General features: G+C 55.7%; 16 protein-coding genes. 9 read left to right on the forward strand and 7 right to left on the reverse strand.

All coding sequences use genetic code 11. From position 1 onward, the window contains the following. Positions 1 to 2 precede the first annotated feature (2 nt). The gene (locus tag Pla52o_RS00555) at positions 3 to 2,456 is read left to right on the forward strand and encodes a PVC-type heme-binding CxxCH protein (RefSeq protein ID WP_146592651.1); all 2,454 of its coding nucleotides are present in this window, start codon (positions 3 to 5) and stop codon (positions 2,454 to 2,456) included. 130 nt (positions 2,457 to 2,586) lie between these two features. On the opposite strand, the gene Pla52o_RS00560 is transcribed toward Pla52o_RS00555, so the two are convergent. The 3 genes from Pla52o_RS00560 to Pla52o_RS00570 form a co-directional block, all read right to left on the reverse strand. Then, on the reverse strand, positions 2,587 to 3,495 hold the full coding sequence (locus Pla52o_RS00560) for a DUF6807 domain-containing protein (RefSeq protein ID WP_146592652.1): 909 nt from the start codon (positions 3,493 to 3,495) through the stop codon (positions 2,587 to 2,589). A gap of 221 nt (positions 3,496 to 3,716) precedes the next feature. Then, positions 3,717 to 5,063 (reverse strand): DUF1501 domain-containing protein, encoded by a 1,347-nt coding sequence (locus Pla52o_RS00565; protein ID WP_146592653.1) that lies wholly within the window; start codon positions 5,061 to 5,063, stop codon positions 3,717 to 3,719. An 8-nt stretch (positions 5,064 to 5,071) separates the two neighbouring features. Then, positions 5,072 to 8,047: a DUF1553 domain-containing protein gene (locus Pla52o_RS00570; RefSeq protein ID WP_146592654.1), complete on the reverse strand. Its 2,976-nt coding sequence runs from the start codon at positions 8,045 to 8,047 to the stop codon at positions 5,072 to 5,074. Positions 8,048 to 8,469: 422 nt separating this feature from the next. On the opposite strand from Pla52o_RS00570, the gene Pla52o_RS00575 reads away from it, so the two are divergent. The 3 genes from Pla52o_RS00575 to Pla52o_RS00585 all read left to right on the forward strand — a co-directional run bounded on the left by Pla52o_RS00575 (position 8,470) and on the right by Pla52o_RS00585 (position 11,540). Continuing rightward, entirely contained in the window at positions 8,470 to 9,051 is a 582-nt protein-coding gene (locus Pla52o_RS00575; RefSeq protein ID WP_146592655.1) for a YceI family protein, read from the forward strand. A gap of 4 nt (positions 9,052 to 9,055) precedes the next feature. Then, complete coding sequence (locus tag Pla52o_RS00580; RefSeq protein ID WP_146592656.1) at positions 9,056 to 9,964, forward strand: hypothetical protein; 909 nt, start codon at positions 9,056 to 9,058, stop codon at positions 9,962 to 9,964. Positions 9,965 to 10,196: 232 nt separating this feature from the next. After that, the gene (locus Pla52o_RS00585; protein ID WP_146592657.1) at positions 10,197 to 11,540 is read left to right on the forward strand and encodes a Gfo/Idh/MocA family protein; all 1,344 of its coding nucleotides are present in this window, start codon (positions 10,197 to 10,199) and stop codon (positions 11,538 to 11,540) included. A 136-nt stretch (positions 11,541 to 11,676) separates the two neighbouring features. On the opposite strand, the gene Pla52o_RS00590 is transcribed toward Pla52o_RS00585, so the two are convergent. Continuing rightward, positions 11,677 to 12,792, reverse strand: a complete 1,116-nt coding sequence (locus tag Pla52o_RS00590; RefSeq protein ID WP_146592658.1) for a site-2 protease family protein — start codon at positions 12,790 to 12,792, stop codon at positions 11,677 to 11,679. Between the two features lie 313 nt (positions 12,793 to 13,105). On the opposite strand from Pla52o_RS00590, the gene Pla52o_RS00595 reads away from it, so the two are divergent. Further along, positions 13,106 to 13,372, forward strand: a complete 267-nt coding sequence (locus Pla52o_RS00595; protein ID WP_146592659.1) for a hypothetical protein — start codon at positions 13,106 to 13,108, stop codon at positions 13,370 to 13,372. A gap of 105 nt (positions 13,373 to 13,477) precedes the next feature. Here the strand turns inward: Pla52o_RS00595 and Pla52o_RS00600 are convergent, their stop codons facing one another. From Pla52o_RS00600 to Pla52o_RS00610, 3 genes are all read right to left on the reverse strand, one after another. Beyond that, a complete protein-coding gene (locus tag Pla52o_RS00600) occupies positions 13,478 to 13,780 on the reverse strand; it encodes a BON domain-containing protein (RefSeq protein ID WP_146592660.1) in 303 nt (100 codons plus the stop codon). 387 nt (positions 13,781 to 14,167) lie between these two features. Beyond that, the gene (locus Pla52o_RS00605; RefSeq protein WP_197168921.1) at positions 14,168 to 14,734 is read right to left on the reverse strand and encodes an ANTAR domain-containing response regulator; all 567 of its coding nucleotides are present in this window, start codon (positions 14,732 to 14,734) and stop codon (positions 14,168 to 14,170) included. Between the two features lie 574 nt (positions 14,735 to 15,308). Further along, the gene (locus Pla52o_RS00610) at positions 15,309 to 17,285 is read right to left on the reverse strand and encodes a right-handed parallel beta-helix repeat-containing protein (RefSeq protein WP_146592662.1); all 1,977 of its coding nucleotides are present in this window, start codon (positions 17,283 to 17,285) and stop codon (positions 15,309 to 15,311) included. Positions 17,286 to 17,757: 472 nt separating this feature from the next. On the opposite strand from Pla52o_RS00610, the gene Pla52o_RS00615 reads away from it, so the two are divergent. The 4 genes from Pla52o_RS00615 to Pla52o_RS00630 all read left to right on the forward strand — a co-directional run bounded on the left by Pla52o_RS00615 (position 17,758) and on the right by Pla52o_RS00630 (position 23,458). Continuing rightward, on the forward strand, positions 17,758 to 19,212 hold the full coding sequence (locus Pla52o_RS00615; RefSeq protein ID WP_146592663.1) for a hypothetical protein: 1,455 nt from the start codon (positions 17,758 to 17,760) through the stop codon (positions 19,210 to 19,212). A gap of 231 nt (positions 19,213 to 19,443) precedes the next feature. Then, positions 19,444 to 20,748, forward strand: coding sequence for a Gfo/Idh/MocA family protein (locus tag Pla52o_RS00620; protein WP_197168922.1), 1,305 nt, complete (start codon positions 19,444 to 19,446; stop codon positions 20,746 to 20,748). Continuing rightward, positions 20,745 to 22,007 (forward strand): DUF6807 domain-containing protein, encoded by a 1,263-nt coding sequence (locus Pla52o_RS00625; RefSeq protein WP_146592665.1) that lies wholly within the window; start codon positions 20,745 to 20,747, stop codon positions 22,005 to 22,007. The genes Pla52o_RS00620 and Pla52o_RS00625 overlap by 4 nt, the downstream gene beginning before the upstream one ends. Before the next feature lie 56 nt (positions 22,008 to 22,063). Further along, positions 22,064 to 23,458 (forward strand): right-handed parallel beta-helix repeat-containing protein, encoded by a 1,395-nt coding sequence (locus Pla52o_RS00630; RefSeq protein WP_146592666.1) that lies wholly within the window; start codon positions 22,064 to 22,066, stop codon positions 23,456 to 23,458. Positions 23,459 to 23,770 lie beyond the last annotated feature (312 nt).

A 23,770-nucleotide genomic window follows, 5' to 3' on the forward strand; every position in this document is an offset into this window, starting at 1 on the left:
CTATGTTTCAATTACGCATCACCGCATGTGCAGTGTTTGCTCTAGCGATAGCGACTGGGTCGCATGATGTTGCGGCGGAGGATGTCGATTACGCGAGCGAATTGCCGCGTATCGCCCCCACGGAACCCGACGATGTGATGTCGACGTTCACCGTGGCCGATGGGTTTGCAATGCAACGCGTCGCAGCAGAACCGTTGCTGGCCAGCCCCGTGGCGATCGAATGGGATGCCGATGGCGCCATGTTTGTCTGCGAAATGCGTGGCTATAGCGAAAACCGTGATGACGGTATCTCCAGCATCGCTCGCTTGACCGATACCAATGGTGACGGCAAGTATGACACTCGCACGGAGTACGCGAGCGGATTGCTATGGCCCACGGCGTTGTTCCCCTATGACGGTGGACTGTTTGTTGGCGATGCCCCCGACCTGTTCTACATGAAAGACACCGACGGCGATGGAAAGGCCGACCTGAAGCAGCGAGTGTTGACCGGCTTCGGCACCTCGAATGTGCAGGGTTTGATGAATTCATTCCGCTGGGGACTCGATAATCGCATTCACATCGCTTGCGGCAGCGTGGCGGGTGATATCCGCTTGCCGCACGCCGGTCCCGATGGAGCAAGTGTTAGTATTCGCGGTCGCGACATCGCCCTCAATCCACGCACCTATCAATTTGAACTGACCAGCGGTGCAGCACAGCACGGAACGAGTTTTGATGATTGGGGCCGAAAATTTGTCTCCTCTAACAGCGATCACATTCAACAAGTGATGTACCAAGACTCGGACATCGCGCGGAATCCCTACGTCGTTCCTCCACCGTCACGGATTTCGATCGCTGCGGATGGACCGCAAGCGGAAGTGTATCGCACCAGCCCCGTCGAACCGTGGCGTATCGTGCGCACGCGATTGCGTGTTTCCGGCAAAGTCAAAGGCGTGGTCGAAGGAGGCGGTCGAGCGGCGGGCTACTTCACCGGCGCTACCGGAGTGACGATTTATCGTGGCGATGCTTGGCCCGAGAAATGGAGAGGCTATGCGATCGTTGGTGATGTGGGCAGCAATCTAATCCATCGTAAAAAACTCGACCTGAACGGTTTGGAGTTCATCGCCAAACGGATCGATGAGAAGAGTGAGTTTGTGACATCGAGCGACATCTGGTTTCGCCCTGCCCAATTCGCCAATGCCCCCGACGGCACTCTACATGTGATCGATGTTTATCGTGAAGTGATTGAACATCCATTGTCGTTGCCTGCGGAGATCAAGAAGCATCTCGATTTGACCGCGGGTCGCGATCGCGGCCGCATTTACCGCATTGTGCCCACCGGATTCAAACCTCGCCCGTTCACCCCGCTGAGCGGATTTTCGACATCCGAATTGGTCCAAACGCTAGCTCATGCAAACGCGTGGCACCGCGAAACCGCAGCACGTTTGCTGTTTGAACGCCAAGATCCGTCGGCGATTGGCCAGCTGAAAAAGCTCGCCTCGGACAGCTCATCGCCGCTCGGACGGATGCATGCGTTGTATGCCCTTAGCGGGATGAAGGCTTTGGACGAACCGACGTTAACAGCTCGATTGAGTGATTCGCACCCTCAAGTTCGCCGGCATGCGGTGCGGTTGTGTGACGAGATCGAGTTTACCCCCGCGTTGGTAAACCAGCTTTCGCAATTGACCGACGATCCATCGATGGAAGTCCGCTACCAGTTAGCGTTCACTTTGGCATCGACTCGCGGCGATATTCGCATCGACAGCTTGGCCAAAATCCTGCGTCAGAATCCGGAGGATCGCTGGGTGCGTGCGGCGGTACAAACTGCGATTGGAAGCGACGCGGAAGGTTTGATGAACTTGCTAAGCCAGGACCCTTCGTTTGCAGGCGCATCGGCTGACGCGTTCATAAAACAGCTTTCCGACCAGATCGCGGCTCGCAAACGTAACAAGGGAGCCGACTCCAAAGATTCTCCGCAAGCGAAGATGACGACCCAAGCGAAGGCTCGCACCCCTGAAGCGATCGCAGCCCGACAAGCGATTGTAGCGAAGTATCAAGACGCGCTATCGATGACCAGCGATATCGAACGTGGACGTGAACACTTCAAAAAGCATTGCAGTACTTGCCATCGTGTTGACGAAGTTGGCCATGAGATTGGGCCCAACTTGGCAAACATCAAAGCGCGAGGCGAGGATACCGTGTTGACTGCGGTGCTCGATCCCAACCGCGAAGTGAACCCGCAATACATCAACTACATCGTGTCGACGCTCGATGGCGAAGTTTTGTCGGGAATGATCATCGATGAAGGTGCGACAAGTCTGACGCTGCGGCGTGCGGACAACGTCACCGCGACCGTGTTGCGAATCGACATCGACGAGCTGAAAAGCACCGGATTGTCGATCATGCCCGAAGGTTTTGAAGATGCGATGGACAAGCAAGCCGTCGCAGACTTGATCGCCTACTTGATGCAGGCGTCGTAGTGCGACCGCCCGGTTTCGGCAATCGATGATTGCCCAAACGATGCAACCCTAAAGCGTCCCGATCCGAGCGGCGTTTTAGGGTCTTTTTTTGCGTCAGCGTCAATTGCTCGGGCGGCTATTACTCGGGCAGCTATCGTTCGACCGTATACGCCCGAGCATTGCCACCCTTGACGAGCTTTAACGGTGGGCGAGCATGGAAGTCCTTTTCTACCGTCGCCGCGACGGCCGGGTCGATGGCCCCTGCATGGGCATGCAACAAATACCGCCACGTCGTTGGCTTTTCTTTGTAGAGCATCACCGGGGCATCGCGACAAATCGAGGCGCCCATCCAACCGTCGTCACGCACATGCCACTTGCTCGGAAACGTGCTGTTGCTGGGATGGTCAAAGTACGTGATCCCCTCGACCACTCCGTCGTCAATCGAGCCGCTGTAATCGATCCAAGCCGAGGGCAGTCCAAACAGATTCTTCTCGGACTGCTTTCCGTTCGTCCCCGTAATCACACCATCACCAAAGTGCACCGATATCGGCTTGGCAACCCGAACGGCCAGCAAGCCAAAATTTGATTGTCCTAGTTCCAGAGATTCAGCCACGGAGGTCAACGACGTTTGGATTTCAAAAAACAATCCGTCGTCGGGCGCCGGGCCGATGGCGACCATGACTTGTTGGCGAATCAGTGGCTGGGGATCGTGACCGTCCAACCATTCGAGCTCCACCGCCATCCGCGCTTCCGCGTCACCATCGTCGTAGGCCATCCACCGTGTTTGGCGAATTTGCGTGCCATCGTTATCGCCCCAGAAATTGATCCCAAGCACCTTATGATGAGCGAACCAAATGGAGCGGTGATGATCATGGTCCGGCGCACCGGGATGCCCCATCCGCGTCAACGGTAAACCGGAGGGTCCGATCAGAGGAAAGAAAAAGGGCCGCGGCGAATCTTCGCCTGCGTGCCAGCGAAGTCGCTCACGCCCATCAACCCCAAAGGCAACTTGTCGGTTAGGAAGGGGGACGATTTGACAGCGAGGTGATTTCGTAAACATCGTTTGATTCAAATGCGAAGGGGAGCGAGCGGATTGAAAGCCGAAACGGTTCAGCGTCCCGCAGAGGGTATGCCCGGATGAGATCTTGTAAAACCACCGTCACAACGTCGTGGCCAATCATGCTCAGCCATCGAGTCAGGGCGGCCAGCGAATCCATGTGCGTCACCGCGATTAACCGTGATCACCGGCTCGCATGAGCGATCACGAGCGGGGCACGTCACTTAGGCGAATAAATCGTGAACGACCTTGGCGTTTTCAGGGCCGGTTAGACGGTGATGACGGCCGCCATGTTCGAATGTCAAATTCGCGTGATCGAGCCCGAGTGCGTGCAATATCGTAGCATGCAAGTCACGAAAATGCACTTTATCCTCGACGGCTCGAGCCCCCGTTTCGTTGGTTTTCCCGTGCGTGTAGCCTGCCTTAACTCCGCCGCCCGCTAACCAAAACGTAAACCCGTTGTGGTTATGGCCCGTTTGATCCTTGCCATCATCGGGGACCAAACCCGGACGCCCGAATTCGCCTCCCCAAACCACCAACGTGTCCGCCAACAAGCCTCGCGCCGCGAGATCTTCGAGCAAGGCTGCGACCGGCGCGTCGATGGTTTCGCAGTTCGCTTTTAAATCCCGCCGGTGATGATTATGTTGGTCCCATCCGCCATGGTTCACCTCAATAAATCGCACTCCCGCTTCGGCGAAACGTCGCGCCAACAAGCATTGGCGACCAAAATCAGTGGGCCGACACGTTCCGATCGAGAGTTTCTTTCCAACGCGATACCGTTTTAGCGTGGCCTCGGTTTCGTTGCTCAAATCAAGCAACTCCGGAGCGGTGGATTGCATGCGAAACGCAAGCTCCATCGACTCGATCACACCTTCGAGTTCCGCATCACCAGGCCGATTCGCGAAGTGATCACGATTCATCGTTTGTACGAAATCAAGCTGACTGCGTTTGATCTCGGTGGGCAGATGTGATCCTTCGATATCTCGGATCGTCGCCCTCGACATATCTTCGCCATTGGTCCCAATCGGGGTGCCGGCGAATTCGGTTGGCAAAAAGACGCTTGAGTAAACGGAGGGCTTCGCCGCATTGAGACTAACAAAGCCTGGCAAATTGGCGTTTTCGGTCCCCAACCCGTAAGAAATCCAGGAGCCCATGCTTGGGCGTTTTCGGAGTTTTTCGCCGGTATGCAGTTGCAGAAACGATTGGGCATGATTGCCAGTATCGGCGTGCATGCCGTTGATGACACAGAGCCGATCGGCATGCTTGGCGGTTTCCGGTAGCAGCTCCGAAATCCACAGCCCACTCTCCCCACGCTGAGCAAAGGAAAATACCGAACCGGGATGCTTTTTCTTTCCCGTTTGTGGTTTGTAGTCGAACGTGTCCATTTGAGCAGGGCCACCGCTCATGCAAAGGAAGATCACACGTTTGGCACGTGGTCCAATCGCGACATCGTTGCTCCGAGCCGTCGCATCCATCGCTAGGGCACGGGTCGGGAATTGACACAGCGACTGCAGCGCCAAATGACCAAACCCACAGGATGCGGTTTGCAGCATGGTTCGTCTTGAAATCATAGCCGGTCCTAATCCACGTATCGAAATTCGTTCGTCATCAATAACGCCTGGCACGCACTCGCCCAAGCTTTCATCGTCGGTTCGGCGACACTTGTTTGCTGCGGCGACACCGCATCACCCGCTCGCTGAATCAGATTCAGCAGCTGCGTCACTTCAAATTCGCTCGCTTCACGCTGTAACACGACGGCAAACGCATGTTGCGCCCGTCGTCGCTCGTCGCTTGGCTCGTCCCGAAACAATCTCGCTGCCAAATGCTCCGCCTGGTCGACGACAAAATCACTGTTCAGCAGGAACAAGGCTTGCGTCGGAAGGGTCGTGTTTTCACGCATTCCCATCACCCCGACCGCATCGGGCAGATCAAACGCAGCCAAGGGCTTCGGTGCCGCATGCCGGAGCATGCACAGATAGAGACTGCGGTGATTACTTTTACGGTGCAGATCGGTCGAATTCCCCGGCGGCCAATTGATCAACACATCCACGTCCTCAATCGCCGAACCCTGCTGTGGCGAATAAGCGAGCGTGCCGCTGACGGCCAACATGCTATCGCGGAGCGATTCGGCATCCAACCGTCGACGATGGTGCCGAGCGATCAGTTGATTATCGGGATCCTGATCCCGATGCTCCGCATCGCAGTGACTATCCAATTGGTAGGTACGTGTGAGCACGATCGAGCGAATCAATCGTTTGATTGACCAATTTTGGCGCACGAATCGCTCGGCCAGATGATCCAGTAACTCGGGATGAGTCGGCCGTGCGCCGTAGACACCGAAATCATCGGGCGTTGCCACAATGCCTTGGCCAAACAGATGCAACCAAATGCGGTTGACCATCACACGAGCGGTTTGAGGATGCTCGGGATCGGTCAACCACTGGGCCAACGCGGCTCGGCCACTTTGACTCTCGGCGATCGTGATTCCATTGAGATCGGAGTCCGCTGCGCCATCTCTGGTGCGATACGCGGTCAAGGTTCCGCGTGGAACGAGCGGCCCAAGTTTGCTGCCCTCGCCATTGATATGAATTTTACAATCGACGGGTTTAGTCTTTTCACGAACTCCCATCGCAAATCCGATGGGCCGCGACGGGGCGATTCCTCGCGGTTGCCCCGAATCCGCGTGCAACTTGATTGCCTCGCCGTCCGTGAGAGCACGGGAAAACAATGCAAACTCGCCAACATTCCCGTCCAGCGGCGAGAAGTGGTCACTGCGGTCAGCCAGACAAAACTCGGCATTATCTCCCACGCTCGATTTCAATTTCTCATCGATCTCCAATTGACCGTTGAGAAACACTTTCATTTGCTCTCCGGCGCGAACCATCACGACATGGTTCCAACTTCCCGCAGGGATCACACTGGCCCCAACCACCGATTTCTTCACCGCGCCGCCACTGTGCACAAACAATTGCCCAATGCGTGCCACTTTGTGATTGCCACCAATCCCCAAGTGATCTCCTGGCAATCCGCTATCGCCCATCTTGCCTCGCGAAAACAGATACGCCGTGACTGCTCGAACCTGATTCCCGAGCGTGTTCCGGAACCAGAAGGAAACCGAATACGAATCACTCGGCTGATCCAATTTGCCGACGAATCGATTCTCTTTCACCGTCGCAAATTCGCTGGCCGAATAGCTGGCGGGACCGTGCGCTACGAGTCCATCCGGAGCGGTATCGAAGCGAACGTGCAACGTTGGTTTCAAAGCAGCGATCGCAGCGGAGTAGGACTCCGGAAACGTGGGCGACGCCGTGCGGTCGACCGAGGCTTCGTTCTCGGTGCTCTCATTCCAGACCGATTTCAATTCATGAAGCGGAGTCGGCGGTGCCGTCAGCCCTTCGTTGCCTGCGGCGCCATACAGCGTTTCGCTGCTTGAAAAAATGCCTGCTAAAGCGTAATAGTCGCGTGTTGGGATCGGATCGTGCTTGTGATCATGACAGCGAGCACAAGCGACGCTCAACCCCATCACGGCGGTGCACACCACATTGATCTGGTCATCGACCACATCCATGGCAAAATTGCGGTTCATCGCGACAGCCGGCTTGGATCCAATCGCCAAAAACCCGGTGGCAACAAGTTGAGCATTGCGTTGCGAGGCGGACGACGCAGGCAACAAATCACCCGCGATTTGCTCGCTCAAAAATCGATCATACGGCAGGTCGTTGTTCATCGCGTCCACGACGTAATCTCGATAACGCCACGCATGCGGGAAGGTCGCGTTTCGCCCCAAACCATCGTCGCCGTTGGATTCACCGTAACGTGCAACGTCAAGCCAATGGCGTGCCCAACGTACTCCGAACTGAGGGCTTGCCAACAACGAATCAACAAGCCGCTCGGTAGCCTTGCCGCCGCTACGGTTGTGTTCCGCCGTAAACGCATCGAGTTGGGCGGTTGTCGGAGGCAAACCGACGAGATCATGGTACAGACGGCGGACGAGTGTCCGGGGATTTGCGTCCCGCGTTGGCGTCAGCCCCGCATCTTCGATTTTGGCTAAGACGAAATGATCGATCGGGTCGCGAGCCCACTCGGGATTCGTCGTCGTAGGGATTGCCACCTCTTTCCTAGGAAAGAACGACCATAGCGCCTCGAGGTCCACCGCGTCGGACGTGGCTCTTGGCGGCTCGTCCGTTCGCGGATCATAGGCACCAAGCGAAATCCACTTCACAAAGTCGTTGATCACGGACTCAGGAAGCGGTGCATCGGGCGGCATTTCTAAATCGTTGTGGCGAAGCGATTCGATGATCAAACTTTGCTCGGGATGCCCGGGCAATAGCACCGGTCCCGATTCGCCGCCGGTTAACATCCCATCGCGACTATCTAGACGCAGTTTTCCACCCAATTCAGCGGAATCGGCCGAATGGCATTCATAACAGTGGGTCACCAACACGGGACGAATCTTGTTCTCGAAGAACGTCCCCGGTTCCACGGCGGTTAGCTGGCAGTCGGACGCGGCGAAAACCATCGCCAACCACAATAAGTGGCGGATGCTTGGAATCATGATGGCGGGACGGAACGGGAGGGGAGACGGTCAGGTGGGGGGGCTTATTCTCCCGCATCGGCTGGCACAATGCAAACAATTTTGCTTCCCAAAACCGCTTGTCCGCAAAATTTTTGAATTATCCTTGCATACCGAGCCCTTGCGATCGTGACCTGAGCAACAATGACCGGGGCAAAGTGTGACCAGTGCAACCGTGACCGGGGCGTTTGCCAAGATCCGCTCGCCTTTTGCCATCTCGGGGTGACATCGTGATCGAAGATCGCAATCGCCGGCGTCTCGATGAGCGGCGTCTCGATGAGCGGCCCTGCTTTACTCACACCTAGCCCGGTCATACGATGTCGCCCCCTCGGCGTTAAGCTTGTGTCATCAGCGTTAACCTCGTGAAAACGATCTTTCAATCCTTTTTTAAGAAGTGCAATCCCATGCGACGTTTTTCTTTTGTGTGTGCCCTGACGCTCGTGGTCGGAACGCTCCTCGGCGGCAACCAGTCTTGCTCCGCGGCAGACGTCTATGACTACGACCTCGTGCATTCGTCGGTCAGCTTCAAGGCCCGGCATCTCGATATCAGCTGGATTCATGGACGTTTCAATGAGGTCTCAGGCCAGTTTTCGCTCGACCGTGAAGACCCAGCGAAGTCGACGTTCTCCTTGACCATCAATGTCGATAGCGTTGACACCGCCAACGAAAAACGCGACGAGCATCTGCGACAACCCGATTACTTCGATACGAAGCAATTCCCCACCATCGAATTTCGCAGTACAAGCACCAAGCCGATCGAAGGCGGATACGAAGTCACCGGTGATTTCACGATGCATGGGACAACCCGTTCGATCACGATCGTCTTGATGGGTGGCGAAGAGCATGATTTCAAGAAGGTCAAACGCGTCGCGTTCTCAACCGAACTCGCTCTCAAGCGTAGCGATTACGGTTTCGACAAAAACGCGATCGGGCCGATCGGCGACAAGGCGTTGATCATGATCGATTGCGAAGGCGTTAAGAAATAAAGGGATGCCCGAGCCGCTACTGTACTGCAAGGCGATGGGAGCCGCCGCGATCGTCAGTGCCTTAATCGTGCTGGCGATTGCGAGTCTTCGACGCGTTCCTGCAACGTGGCTGAATGGTGTCTGTGTGGCTGCGGTGGGCGCCGGTCTTGCGAGCGGCTTTACCGTGCTTTCATTGCGATTCGTATGGCCGCCGCTCAGCGGCCTGGATCGGTTGTTGACGATCATCTTGCCAGCCACGCTTGCCATCGAATGGGTGGCCGGACATCGGCGTCTTCCACGCTGGGGTGCCTGGGCGATGCGACTATCCATCGCCGCCGCTGCGCCGCGTGTTTTGTTGCATGGTTCGGTATACCTGAGTGAGTCCAGCGAGTGGACGGGGTGGCAAACTCACACGATTTTACTGCTTCTCGGCGTGCTGCTCTGTGTCGTGTGGGGCTTGCTTTCCCAGTTGTCAACACGAGCGGCGGGCGTTTCGATTCCACTTGCCTTGGCAATGACGATCCAATCGGCAGGGGTAACGGTGATGGTGGCCGGTTACATCAAAGGCGGCGCCGCGGCGATTCCCTTGGCATCATCGCTGGTAGCGACATCCATCGCTGCCGCCTGGATCGCCAAACGTCGTGATGCGGCCCTGAACTCAAGCTCCTCCGTCGTCATTGGTATCGCCGTGGTAGGGTTGTTTGGGATCCTCTTTATCGGCCGTTTTTTTGGCCGCATCTCCAGCGAGGCTGCCCTGACGATGATGCTCGCCCCCTTGCTTTGCTGGGTGTCCGAGACGCCGCTGTTACGCCATCGGAAACCCTGGATCATCGGGGCGTTCCGCTTGGGGACCGTTGCGATTCCATTGCTCGTGCTGTTGGCCGCAGCGAAACGTGATTTCGACCGTGATATCGCTCCGATGCTCGGTCCATAAATCAGGATCATTCGGTGTAATCCCCCCTTAGTCGAAGCGGGTCAGCCGAGGGTGTTTCGAGAACCGCAGCTCATTTTCCGGAACGGCCTTTCCGATAGGTTCAGGGGCGATGAACGAAGGAACGGGTAAAAGGATTCAAATTCAATGGTGATCCAGCACAGCCGGTTTTGATTTGGTTAGAATGGGTCCTCCTACCACCCCCTCCCTTCTAACCCCCAAACGGAACATCACCTTGGTAACCTCACCGAATCGTCGTTCGTTTATTAAATCTGCATCCATTGCTGGTGCCGCGATTTCGCTTCCCGCACTGCAATATTCACGCGTCTATGGAGCCAACAGCCGACTGGGAATCGCCAGTGTCGGAACCGGTGGCAAAGGCTGGAGCGATTTGGTCGGAGTGGCGGCCAGCCCCGAAGTCCAAGTGATTGCCGTGTGCGATATTGACAGTTCGGCGGGACATCTGGGCCGCGCTGCAGAAAGGTACTCCGACGCACGCCAATACGACGACTGGCGAAAAGTGCTTGATAAGTCAAACGAGATCCAAGGCGTGATGGTCTCCACACCCGACTTCATGCATGCCCCAATTTCGTTGGCGGCGATGCAATTGGGCAAACATGTGTTTTGCCAAAAACCGCTTACGCACACGGTTTTCGAAGCGCGTCAAATGAAGGCTGCGGCCAACAAATATGACGTGGTGACCCAGATGTGCAATCAAATCCAATCGCATTCCGCCTATCGCACGGCGGTACACATGGTGCACACCGGGATGATTGGCAAAGTCAAAGAAGTTCATTCATGGCAATCCGGAACCCCGGCGTGGCCACGGCACATTCCGACCCCTAAGGGGAACGACCCCGTGCCAGCGAATGTAAACTGGGACTTGTGGCAAGGCGTTGCTGCGGAACGCGCCTATAAAGCGGGCATGTACCATCCGTTCAACTGGCGCGGTTGGCAAGCCTATGGCACCGGGCAACTTGGGGACTTTGGTTGCCATATTTTGGACCCCGTTTTCAAATCGCTCAAACTTGGATCGCCGAACAAACTAACCGCCACAGCGCCAAAGTTGTTCCCTGAGTCTTGGACCGATCAAGCCACCGTGCGCTACGAATTTCCCGGGACCGAGTATACCGTTGGCCCGACCCTGCGAGTCACTTGGTACGATGGCGCGGGTGTCCGTCCGCCGCGTGAGAATTTGACCGGCATTCCCGCCGACGAAAAACTGCCCGGCGCCGGTTCCGTTCTCATCGGCGAGAAAGGATCGCTCGTGATTCCGCACGTCGCGATGCCCAAACTATACCCGGAAGCAAACTTCCCAGCTGATAAGTTGCCTGTGATTGAAGGTGTCAACCACTACACGCAATGGGCTGACGCTTGTCGCGGTGTCGGTGAAACGACATCGCACTTCGACTACGCGGGACCGCTCACTGAGACCGTTTTGCTGGGTACGATCGGCATTCGTTTCCCCGGTCAAAACCTCGATTGGGACGCCGAGTCGCTGAAGATCACCAACAACGCGAAGGCCCAAGAGTTCATCACCAAGCCGTACCGTCAAGGCTGGGAACCTGCTTGGGTGTAGCCGAACGCGTCGCCCAGACACGCTTGAAGCGTTAACTCGCTTGGGAAGCGATCCGCCGATTTGTGGCATTTGAAACCGCAAATCGGCGTTTTAACCTCGTTTCAACGAAGTCAGCCTGCGAGCTGCCGCGATCCTTTTACGGCCGGTAGATATTGTCGACATGCTGTCGTGATTTGCCTTTGCGAATTGCCGATTGGATCATCATCCACTCGCCGATATTTTCCAGCGTGATGATCCCCGTCAAACGCTCGTCTCGCACCACTGGCATTGTCGAGCACTCCGCTTGCTGCATCCGCAGAAACGTGTCTTGCAACATGTCGCGTTCATCGACCGTGCCACATCCCTCGCGCATGATCGATGTCACGAGTGTGTCCTGACGCCCTTCGGCCAACGCCGCGACGAGATCGCTCCGTGTCAATATTCCAAGGAATTTGCCCTGGTTCACCACGGGAAAGTCTTGCTGTTGGCCTTCGAGCAACTCTTGGACAACGTCTTCTAAGCGAGTGTCGTACGCAACGGTCCGAAATTGAGTCACCATCGCCTCACGGACCGGCACGCCCGCTAGCAACGAACGCATCTGGGCCATTTGAGCTTCCTGCTGGGCGCCGATGTAGACGAACAGGGCGATGAAGAGCAGAAAAGGATTGAAAAATAATCCAAGGATGCCAAAGCCAATCGCCATGATTTGGCCAACGCTCGCAGCCGCTTGCGTCGCTCGCACATAATCCATTCGCTGTGCCAGTAGCGCACGCAGCACGCGACCGCCATCCATCGGGAATGCCGGCAGCAGATTGAAAACCACCAAGACGATATTCACGTACAACAGCTTCTCTAAAAATCCGCTGCCTAGCCGTGGCACATCACTGAGCGAACTGACGCCCGAACCAAGGTACACGGGAATCATTAACAAGGCCGCGATCACCACATTGACAGCGGGCCCGGCCAATGCGACCAACAATTCCTGTTTGGGATCCTCGGGCATGCGCTCTAGCCGAGCGACGCCGCCAATCGGCAACAAGGTGATATCGCGCGTACGAATCCCGTAATGACGCGCCGTCAACGCGTGACCAAATTCATGCAGCACCACACAACCAAAAATGGCGAGTACAAACCCAATCCCCGTGATCGCCACCACCAAGCTATTGCCTTGCAAAACATGAATGCCGATCAACCAAGCGATCAGAATAGCGAACGTCCAGTGGATAAAAACATCGATCCCAGCAATCCGCGCAAGCTTGAATGACCCATTCATTTTCCAACTTTTCAGTGACGGGTGAGAGGGAGAAACGGCGTTTCGTGCCGCCTCCTAAATTCACTTGCAATTGGAGTGCCATAAATCCCGTTTTGACGCAGTCCTCTACCGATCGTAGGCAAATTTCCTGATCTCAACCTAGACCGGCATATTTTTTGGAAATGGAGACTGCGATACGATCGGTTCCGCGCAAAAATTTCACTTGAGGGGCGATTTCGCACGCTGCCGCATAGCTAAACCAGAACATCCTGCACAGATTCGGGAAGCGGTCGAGCCCGCAAACAACGATCCACTGGATTGCGATTGATCGAACATGACGACGCGTGGCGAACTCAATTCGCACCAATTTTGCAATCCCAAGGCTTCCAAACCAGCGACGTGCCATACGGCATCGAGACGTTGGAACTCGCAACGCAACGTGTTTTGCCTGGGCCGGATTCTGGCTGCGACTGACCGTGATCTCGCCAAGGATGTCGATGCCAAACCATTTCGTGAAGACCGCGATTACTGCCTCGCTGTGTCGACGATTGAGGTGCCGCTGTGGCTACGGACTGCGAGAGTAAGCGGTTTGCGAGAGTAAGCGGTGCGAGACAAAGATGGCATCCGCAGCGAAGAATGCATCGCTTAGCGAGTCACTCGCGCCGCTTTGTCGTTCGGATACCCATTTTTCATTCGGACGACCGTCTCACTTTGGCACGTTTAGACGGTTACTGATCTGTTCAATCGGCTGCAGATTGCGAATCAATTCCTGGGCCACTTGCTTCATGTAGAACGAGGGCACTTGTCCGCTGAGGACCAGCACGCCTTCGTGGAATCGACATTGAACCTGCCGAATCGCCGAGTAGGGACATGTGCGAAATCGCTCGGTTGCGATCCTGGTCACATCTCGGGCCGATGTGCAAGGAGCATCGTTGGGGTGAGTCGGTATCTCGTTTCGCAGGGCAGCGATATCAATCGAACGGGTAGGGGCAACGATCGTTTCGATCACGTCTAGTCTCCGTATGGAAATGGATCCGTATTGAAATGGAAGCGAAACCAACGGCACTCATCACCGCAACGAAACCACATCAGCGTTTGGGGCACACGCGAGTGTCATTCGTGGGAGAGTTTTCAAGGAAAACTCGTTTAACGGGGCTACGATAACGGGGCTACAAAAAAGCCTCACCGCAAAGATTATTTTGCAATGAGGCTTGGTCATCACCCGTCTTTCCTGTCACTCATCAACAGGTAATTCAAATGTAGCGATGGCTTGCCGAGGGTCAAGAAGAATATTTTTGGTTGGCTACGACGGGCTCGATCCAAGCGACCGCAAACCGCGTAAGCGATGCGTGTATTGCTACTGGGTATTTCTATTCCGGCTTTCTGTTTCGTGTTCCTACTCTGCGGTAAAAGTTTCTTCGGCCGCGATGATGCTCCGCGCTGCGTCGGCCAATTTCTGATTCTTGTTTTGAGAGATCTTTTGCAAGCGTTTAAAAGCGTCCGGTTCGCTCAGCCCCACACGGTACATCAAGATTCCTTTGGCGCGTTCAATCAGTTTGCGGTCGGTGAGCGACTTGGCCAAATTGTCGGCTTGCTGTTCAAGCATGCGAAACTCGTGAAACCGCCGGCTTGCCAAGATAATCGCGGTGGCCAAATCGGGTTGCTTGATCGGTTTAGCCAAATAGGCGAGCACGTGGTTCTGTAATGCCCGGTCAATGTCTGCGGCGTCATGGCGAGCCGAAACGAGAATGATCGGCATCGGCACCTCCTCGCGAAGCATCTCCGCCGCCGCCAAACCATCGATCCCAGGCATTGGAATGTCAGTAATCAGCAAATCGGGCTTCTTCGATCGACACTGCTCCACCAGTTCATTTCCGTTGCAGGCCAACACCACTAAGTCGTGGCCAAGTTGGCGAAGCGTCCCCTCGTACCAATGACGCATCAAGGGTTCAGCATCAGCCACAGCGATTCTCAACGGGCGAGGCATCAATGTCTCCTCGATAGCAACACGATCGATTCCGTGCCCCGTGATGGTCTCAGTTCATCGCATTCAACGGCGGGAATACATGACAGCAAATTGTGCAATTGCCATACCCAAACCAACTTCGCTTGTTTTCAATGCAGCCAAACTGCGGCGACAAAAAGCCCTCCCGGGGTTTGGGAATCCTCGCACGCAGCTAGCATTGCGATTGGCCGCTGCCGCCGAGACACGACCACGGAAGATTAGCGCCGCTGGGACCGAAACGCTAACCCAATGGACGCCGTCGACTCCGGCGGCCTACACACACACCTAGCTCAGGGACTCAACAGCTCAGGGACTCAACAGCTCAGGGACTCAACAGCCCAGAACTCAACGGTCTGAGACTCCAAAGGTACGAGCGAAAGCATTCCACAGCGTCGCGATTAAACCTTGCCCGCGACCTTCAACCTTTTCTCGGCTGTCGCTAGGACACCAACCAAAGCGATCGTCACTGATCACCACCCACTTGGCACCGCCCACAAGGCGTTTTGAATGAGAAATCGACTCCGAAAACTCATCATGGGCTCGGCCGCAATAAAGAGCTTGGATCGGTTGCGATCCACGGTGGGATTCCCTGCAGCTCCACAAAATAATCTTCCATTGTCCCGCTTGCGGGTTTTGAAATTCGCAGCGTCCAGATCTCACCTTCGCCGGAAGCGGGAGCGCCAACATATTGTTCAGGAACGGTGATGGCCGAGTTCTCCCACACCTTCGTCCCCTTTGGATTCAAAATCGCAGCACCGACCGATTCCGTCCCTTCCCCAAACACTTTAACGCCAAACGCTTTGGTGCCCGCCGGAACGTAGAAGTACAAATCCCCACGCGAATGAATAAACCACATCCGCCCCTTTTCACCGCCGAACAACGCGGGAACATTCGAGGACAATAGTTGGAACTTGTTCAGTCCACACTGGATTGGAATTCGATACAGTCCCGTTTCCGGCGCGACAAAACTCAGCGACGCTTCGGATTGGAATGGAACCTCCCCCACGCTCAGCGTTTCGCCTCCGGGCGCAGTAGCCTTAACGACGATCGGCTGCCCTTTGTTGCTTCCCACCTGCAGATGGCTCAACGTCAACTTCACATCGCTGCCGCGTTGAGCGTACAACACGAGCGTCCCCCATCGACGTTGGTTCCATGGTTGATGCGCAAACGTCGAGACGTTCCCCCTGGTTTCTAACGGAATAAATTCGGTCTTCGCGGTTTCATATTTAGGGAACCGCTTGAACCGATTGCCAGGGTGCAACTTGTCTAGCCAATCGGGCGTGATCTCTAAGGACGATTCCTTCTCGCCGCTGCGGACTCGAAACCGTCCACTAACGTCGACGAGCTTCAGGTCGCCCGCAGCATCTTGGTACTTGATCACGGGACGTTGCTGCGGATCCTCGATCACGCAGTCCTCAAAATGCACCCCACCGAAGTCGCCTTGGTCGCCGACACCGGATTGCAGCAAGATGGTTGGGACATTTGGCTCTCCTTCGTCCGGCTTGAGTCGGCAACGAACAAAACATACTTTTGCTCCCGTCGTTGGCTTGCGACTCAACCTGACCGCCGGGCCATTCCCGCCCGAGAAATCACAATCGATGAACTCAACCGTGCCTGCCACCGGCCCTTGCCCTCGTCCCTCTCCATTAACGAAGGAAAGCGAGGTTCGGTTGGAACCACGAGCCACACAATTCTCAAGACGAATCGAAATCGGCTCCGATTTCGCTGACAAGTTGGGAAGATAAAAGAGGTATCCGCTTCCTTGATTGTTCTCGGAGACGCAGTTTCGCAGCACACAATTCACAAGTTTTTCGCGGGCATGATTTGGCTCGAAATCAATGCCTGCCATCGGAGCCGTGCCCGAGGTGTTTCGCGTGATCGTGTTTTCGATCAACAGATTCTCTGCCGTAATGATGCTGATTCCTTGACGGTGGTGATCTTCGAGGAGCACGTCCAAAATATGGATATTCTTGTTCGTGACGCCAGCGGATCCGGCACCCAAATAGATACCGTCGCCGCCACTTTCCGCCATGGTTAATCCCGACACCTTTACATTGGAACAGCCCTTGATCTGCAGCGTGTTCCGCCATTCCGCCTTCGTATAAGGTGGTTTGGCGTAATCATCACGATGCATTCGAAAGGTCGCTCCGTAACCGGTGATCGTCACATTACGTTTGTTGACAACGCTTAGCAACGAAGCAGTGGATCCCTTGAATTCTCCTTTTTTCGCCTGCAGCACGACACCTTTTTCGAACACCAATTCCTGGTCGCTGGCCGCCAAAAGCGGCGTCACGACCCACGGGCGTCCCATGTCTTCGATGATGACTCGCTTCGCACCGGAGTTGATTGCGTCTTGGATACTGGAGGTGGAATCTTCGGGATCAAAGCCCCACCAAGAAACGCGTGCTTCGGTCCGTTTCCCAGATTTCACCTCATCGATGGCCGATTGATTCAAACCACCGACCAGCATCACCGTAGTCAAAAATCCAGTAAACGCGGTCACCATCATCGTCGTCGCTCTCGAAATTACGGATCAGCGCAGAGCATTTGCTCACGCATTGGAGTGGGGGGGCAGTGTGGTCCGCAATTTACATCGGGACCTTCGAAAGCCACCGATGCAGGAGAATACCAACGCGAATCAGGCTGACATCATACATGAAGCCTTCACGACCGTGTTTGCCTTGGCCGGCCCCGTTTTTTGAGATGCGGTTCCATTTTATTGCGACGCGGACGCCGACGCGTTAACATGGTGGCGGGATTCGTGGCCCCCGTGCTTCCTGCTAAGGGGCGTTTCCCGCCTCTCCCGATCAAGCCATCTTCAGACACAGGCCGCACGTGCGGTCCCCCTACCAAGACGAGCCCCGCGTTGGTGATCCATCGCAATGATGGGCGCCGAACTCCCACAGCCCCAAGCATCTCGGACGACTTCAATATCGCTCCGAGCGAATGCTGCTTTCCCTTCCCCCTGAGAACATCAAGCCATGAATTTGTCCCCACGATTTGGGTTGCGACTTGCCCTCACCATCGTTGGCTCACTGAGTCTGTTGGTTACCGGAGTCTCGGCCGCCGATGCGCCGAGCAAGGTGCTTCGCGCTGGTGCGTTTGCGATCGACATTACTCCGACGGAGTTCCCGGTCAGTTCGGCGGGCAGCATGACGCACCGGACGGCGAATCAAGCTCATGACCCGTTACATGCACGCTGCCTTGTGCTGGACAATGGCGAGACAAAGATTGCGTTGGTGACGTGCGACAGTTGCATGATCCCACGTGAAATTTATGACGCCGCCAAGCAACAAGCGTCTAAAGCGACCGGCATCCCCACCAGCAACATGCTTTGTTCGGCAACGCATACGCACACCGCCGTGTCGGCTGCACCCACATTTCAGAGCCTGGTTCAGGAAGACTACATCGAATTCCTTGCGCAACGCATTGCCGAGGGGATCATCCAAGCTCACTCACAACTCGAACCCGCACGCATCGGTTGGGCGGTCGGCAACAATCCTCGCCAGGTTCACAACCGCCGCTGGTATTTGCGTCCCGGAACGGAGATCGTCGATCCGTTTGGTCGTGGCACGGACAAAGTTCGCATGAACCCACCGCGTAACAAAAAAGTTTTGTTGCAGCCCGCCGGACCGGTTGATCCCCAGGTTCCCGTGTTGGCGGTTAAAGCCCTTGACGGTCGGCCGATCGCGGTGTGGGCGAACTATTCGTTGCATTACGTCGGTGGAGTGCCAGGAGATTCACTATCAGCAGATTATTTTGGTGAGTTCGCGAGACAATTCGCTGGACTGATCGATGCCAAGGACGCGAGTCCTGCTTTCGTCGCTGCGATGACCAACGGCACGAGTGGTGACATCAACAACATCAACTTTTACGAAGGTAGCGATCGCCAGCAACCATTTGAACAAATTCGTTTGGTGGCGGCCGACGTCGCGGAATCCGCACGCGTGGCGTATCAACGCACGGTATTCGAAGATTGGATCCCGCTGCGGATGCAAGAAACCGAAATCGAGCTTGGCGTCCGCCGTCCCGATGAGAAAGAGTTGGCTCGCGCGAAAGAACTGCTCGAGGCGGCTGGCCCCGGTCCTTATCGCAAGATGGACTTGATTTATGCCAACGAAACGTTGGATATGGCAAAGTATCCCGCTACGGTCAAAGTCAAGTTGCAAGCGATTCGGATTGGTGACCTCGGAATCGTGAGCAGTCCATGTGAAACGTTTGTCGAGACCGGATTGGCGATCAAGAAGCACAGCCCGCTGAAGCCCACCTTCACGATCGAACTCGCCAATGGCTACAACGGCTACCTGCCGACACCTGAGCAACACGCCTTGGGGGGCTATGAGACTTATCGTGCCAAATCGAGCTACCTCGCTATCGATGCCGAACCTCAGATTCGGAAAACGTTGCTGGAATTGTTAGCGGAGGTCGCTAAATAATCGCAGCTTCGCTCGCGATGGATCCTGTCGAGACGCGTCTGCGATGACGTGGGGATTTGCTCACCCGTCGTCGCACACGCGTTGGGTTTGGACAGTTGAAATCATGCGAATCAATTTTGGCGTCCCGCTCGCAACGAATGCGCGACGACCGCCCCCCACCGCCACGCTACACGTTTGCGTGGCCCACTCACTCCGCTCCTCCACAGATTAAGGCATTACGTTTTGGATTCATTGAACCGTCGTGATCTCCTCCGTAACGCGGCGTTGACCGGTGTCGGAGTTTATCTCTCGAGCCCCTCCTCTTCGGCGCTCAGTGCGTCCCCGAATGAGAAGCTCAACATCGCCTGTGTGGGACTGGGCAATCAGGGGCAACACAACTTAGGACTGGTCCAAAGCCAGAACATCGTTGCGTTGTGTGATGTTGATGACGAACGAACCGCGATGTTCGGGGCGAAGTACCCCGCAGCCAAACGGTTCGCCGATTTCCGAGTCATGCTCGACAAAATGAGCCCCGAGATCGATGCGGTCGTCGTCACCACGCCGAATCATACTCATGCGACCATTGCCGTGGCGGCAATGAAGGCTGGCAAGCATTGCTATTGTGAAAAACCACTTGCTCATTCGATTCATGAAGTCCGTGAGATGCAGCGGGTCGCCACGGAGCAGAATGTGGTCAGCCAAATGGGAACACAAAACCATGCGGGTTCGAATTACCGACGCGTGGTCGAATTGGTGCAATCCGGTGCGATCGGCGCCGTAAGGAAGGTGCATGTTTGGTTCGGACGCCCCGGCGGTTGGCGGCGATTCAAACATCTGGTGGACCGGCCGACCGAGAAGACTCCCATCCCAAAAAACCTGAACTGGGATCTGTGGGTCGGTCCCGCTCCGATGCAGAACTTCCATCCGGTATACCATCCTCATGATTGGCACTATTGGTGGGATTTCGGCAATGGCACGATCGGCAACATGGCCTGTCATTATCTCGACTTGGTTTTCTGGGCGTTGAATCTTTCCGCGCCTACCGCCGTCGAAGCGGTCGGCCCCAAAGTGCATCCGGATTCAACTCCCTTTTGGCTCGAATGTCATTGGCAGTTCCCGCAGCGTCAGGCACGTTCGCCTGTGGAGGTTGTCTGGCACCATGGACGCGGATGTCCGCAAGCGGTGCAGGATCTTGGCGTGCCCGCAGCGGAGAATGGGGTGTTGTTCGTGGGAGACGACGGATTGCTAATGGCCGACTACGACACGCACGCCCTGTTACCAGAGAATCAGTTCCGCGATTTCACGCGTCCTGAGCCGACGATTCCTGAATCCATTGGCTGCCATCGTCGCGAATGGTTCGAAGCGTGTAAGGGGAATGGTCAAGCGCTGTGCGACTTTGATTACGCGGCGCCGCTGACCGAGACCGTACTGTTAGGAAACATTGCTTTTCGCGTGGGAGGCAAAATCCAATGGGACTCCGCACGGATGACCGCGACGAACACGGACCAAGTCGACCGCTATCTGCAACGCGAATATCGTAAAGGTTGGACACTATGAAGACACGCACCCCACGTTTTCAAAGCACACGATGGGCCACCGTCTTGTTGCTTGGTTTGGTTTGCGTCCCCATCGGCGCTGCGGTCGAGAGTATTGCCGCCGAGCCGATCACGCTGGAATTGTCCACAGGCGATTTCGCTTGTGAAAACACCATCGTCGAAATGGCATTGCCGCCGGCGATGGCCGAACACGATCATTTTACCCTCACACAGATCGACTCAGGCAAACGCGTTCCCGTTCAACTCGACCGTCACGGCGACCAAGCGAAGCTCGTCTGGATTGTACGGGACAAATTGCAGGCGGGCTCCGTTCGTCAATACAGCCTAGCGCCCGCCACCGCGTCACCCGATCGGGACCGCGTCACGGTCACCGACGACGGTAAACGCGTGACGGTAAGTGCCGGCAAGAAAACGGTGTTCAGCTACAACCATGCCACGGTGCCTTCACCCGATCCCAAACAACCCTACTACGCCCGCAGCGGCTACATCCATCCCTTGTACAATCCCTCGGGCCATATCGTCACGGACGACTTCAATCCAGATCACGCGCACCAACACGGGATCATGATGGCATGGCGAAAGATGACGTTTGAAGGCCGCGAAACCAACGGTTGGGACCAAAAAGCGGGACTCGGCAAGATCGAGCATGCCGAGATCGAAGCCTACGGCGGAGGTCCGGTGTTTGGCTTCTTCAAGGTCCGGCTGCGTCACATCGATCTGACGGCTGCGGATGAACCGGCAACCGTGCTCAACGAAACTTGGTACGTACGCACCTACGCACTCAATGACGCGTTCCAGTTCGACATCACTTCAACACAATCCTGTGCTTCGCAGGAACCCGTTTCGATCGACACCATTCACTATGGCGGGATGACGATCCGTGGGAACGCACAGTGGCACAAACTTGGTAACTTTGACTGCTTGACCAGCGAAGGCAAAACAAAGCAGGATGGTAACCAGTCGCGACCTCATTGGGTCGACATGTTCGGCCAACTCGCCGGTCAAACCACGGGCACGCTGATCATGGACCACAAAAGCAACTTTCGCTTTCCCCAGCCGGTTCGTTTGCATCCCACGATGCCGTACTTCTGTTTCACCCCGGCATCGCTCGGGGCGTTCACCATTCAACCCGAAACCCCCTATGTGTCGCGATACCGGTTCTACGTTCACGACGGCTCGCTCGCTGCGAGCATCGCCGATCGATTGTGGAACCAGTACTCGAATCCTCCCCAAGTTCAAATCACTCAATCGATTAACTGAAATCGCGACCATCGCGGAACCCCACCACATCAATTCAACCTGAGGCGTCTGAAACCATGAGAGCTTGCTGTATTCTGATCCTGATTCATCTCCTGTCTCTGTCGGGTAGCTTGGCGGCAGGAACACTTGATCAAATTCCCCATTTGAAATCCTTGCCGGATGCGACCGAGGACTTGCAAAAGAAGATCGATGAGCATGATGGCAACTTGTTGCTGGGAAACACCGATATTCTGCGCATCACGAAGCCACTTGTATTCGACCTCGCCAAGCACAAAGGGGTTGCCGTCAAAGCGGTGGGCGGAGTGACGATCGTCATGGATGGTCCCGGGCCAGCATTGCGTTTTGTGGGCTCGCACAAAGGGACGGCCTCCCCGTCGTCATTCGAGCCCGCGACCTGGAACGAGCGAATGCCGATCGTTTCTGGAATCGAGATTCTGGGGAATCATGAAGCGGCCGATGGAATCGAATTGGATCAAACCGTCGGGGCCATCGTCAGTCACGTTTCCGTTCGCTGGTGTCGCCACGGAGTCCATCTGGTCAACCGTAATCGCAACGTCCTGGTGTCCGATTGCAATCTCTACGAGAACTCCGGCGTCGGCATTTATCTGGACGATGTAAATCTTCATCAGATCAATGTCGGCACCTCCCACATCTCCTACAATCGCCAAGGCGGCATCGTCGTGCGAGATGGAAACGTGCGAAACTTGCAAGTTTCTGGCTGCGATATCGAAGGCAACATGCCTGGGGATGACACTCCGACAAACACCGCCAATATCCTGATTGATGTTTCGGGGACTCCCGACACACGTGCCAAGTCGATCGCCGAGATTTCAATCACCGGATGTACCATTCAGCACTCGGCGAACTATGGCGACGACGCGACCAAGACGGTCGCGCCCGGGGGCGCAAATATCCGCTTGGCTGGCAAGAAAATCTATCCGATCGATTCGGTGACCATCTCAGGAAACGTGCTCAGCGACACCACGACGAATATCGATATCCACCACGCAGTCGATGTCGCTATCAGCGCGAATAACTTTTTTGCACCGAAGCCCGTCAACCTACGCGTCCGCAATTCGCAACGGGTTGTCGTGTCGGGGAACACATTTAACCCACGGCAATTCAAACGTGAGGGAACGATTGTGTTCGAAGACTGTGCCGATTGCATCGTCTCGAATTCAACCATCCATCAATTCGCTACCGATGCCGGAGCTGTGATTCTGAACCGCTGCACTGGATTCTCTTTAAATGGACTCAATCTCAGCGATTGCGGTTCCGGCTTCGTGCTGAAGAACACCACCGACACGACCATTTCGAACTGTCGTGTCACTCGCACGACGACCGGTTCACCGGACATTGTGCTCGACAACAGCAACAAGAACATCTTGCTAAGTGGAAACGCCTTTGCCGGCGAGACGGTGATTGCATCCGAGGGTACCGTTGCCAACTAAGTCCCCTAAGCAACTTCGTATCGCAGCGATGGGGCTGCGATTGTGGTTGGTTTGGCCTTGCCGATCGATCTCTGAAGCGAATGCAGCAAGCATGGACTCGTCGTCGCAGGAACGATATCGCGTTCGCTTCGCCGCAACGGCGTGAAGTGTGTGTGAAAAACACATGAACGATCCGTGCAGACTGCAGCCCTGGACGAGCGGATCCAGGAGTCCCTGGAATGAGCGATACACTGCAAATAACGAGAAAAAGAACGATCTCCGCCCGGTGTCTTCAGTGTGAGAGGCCAGCCGCATCGGCGTCACACCGAGCGT

This window comes from Novipirellula galeiformis (assembly GCF_007860095.1).
Classification (GTDB): Bacteria; Planctomycetota; Planctomycetia; order Pirellulales; family Pirellulaceae; genus Novipirellula; species Novipirellula galeiformis.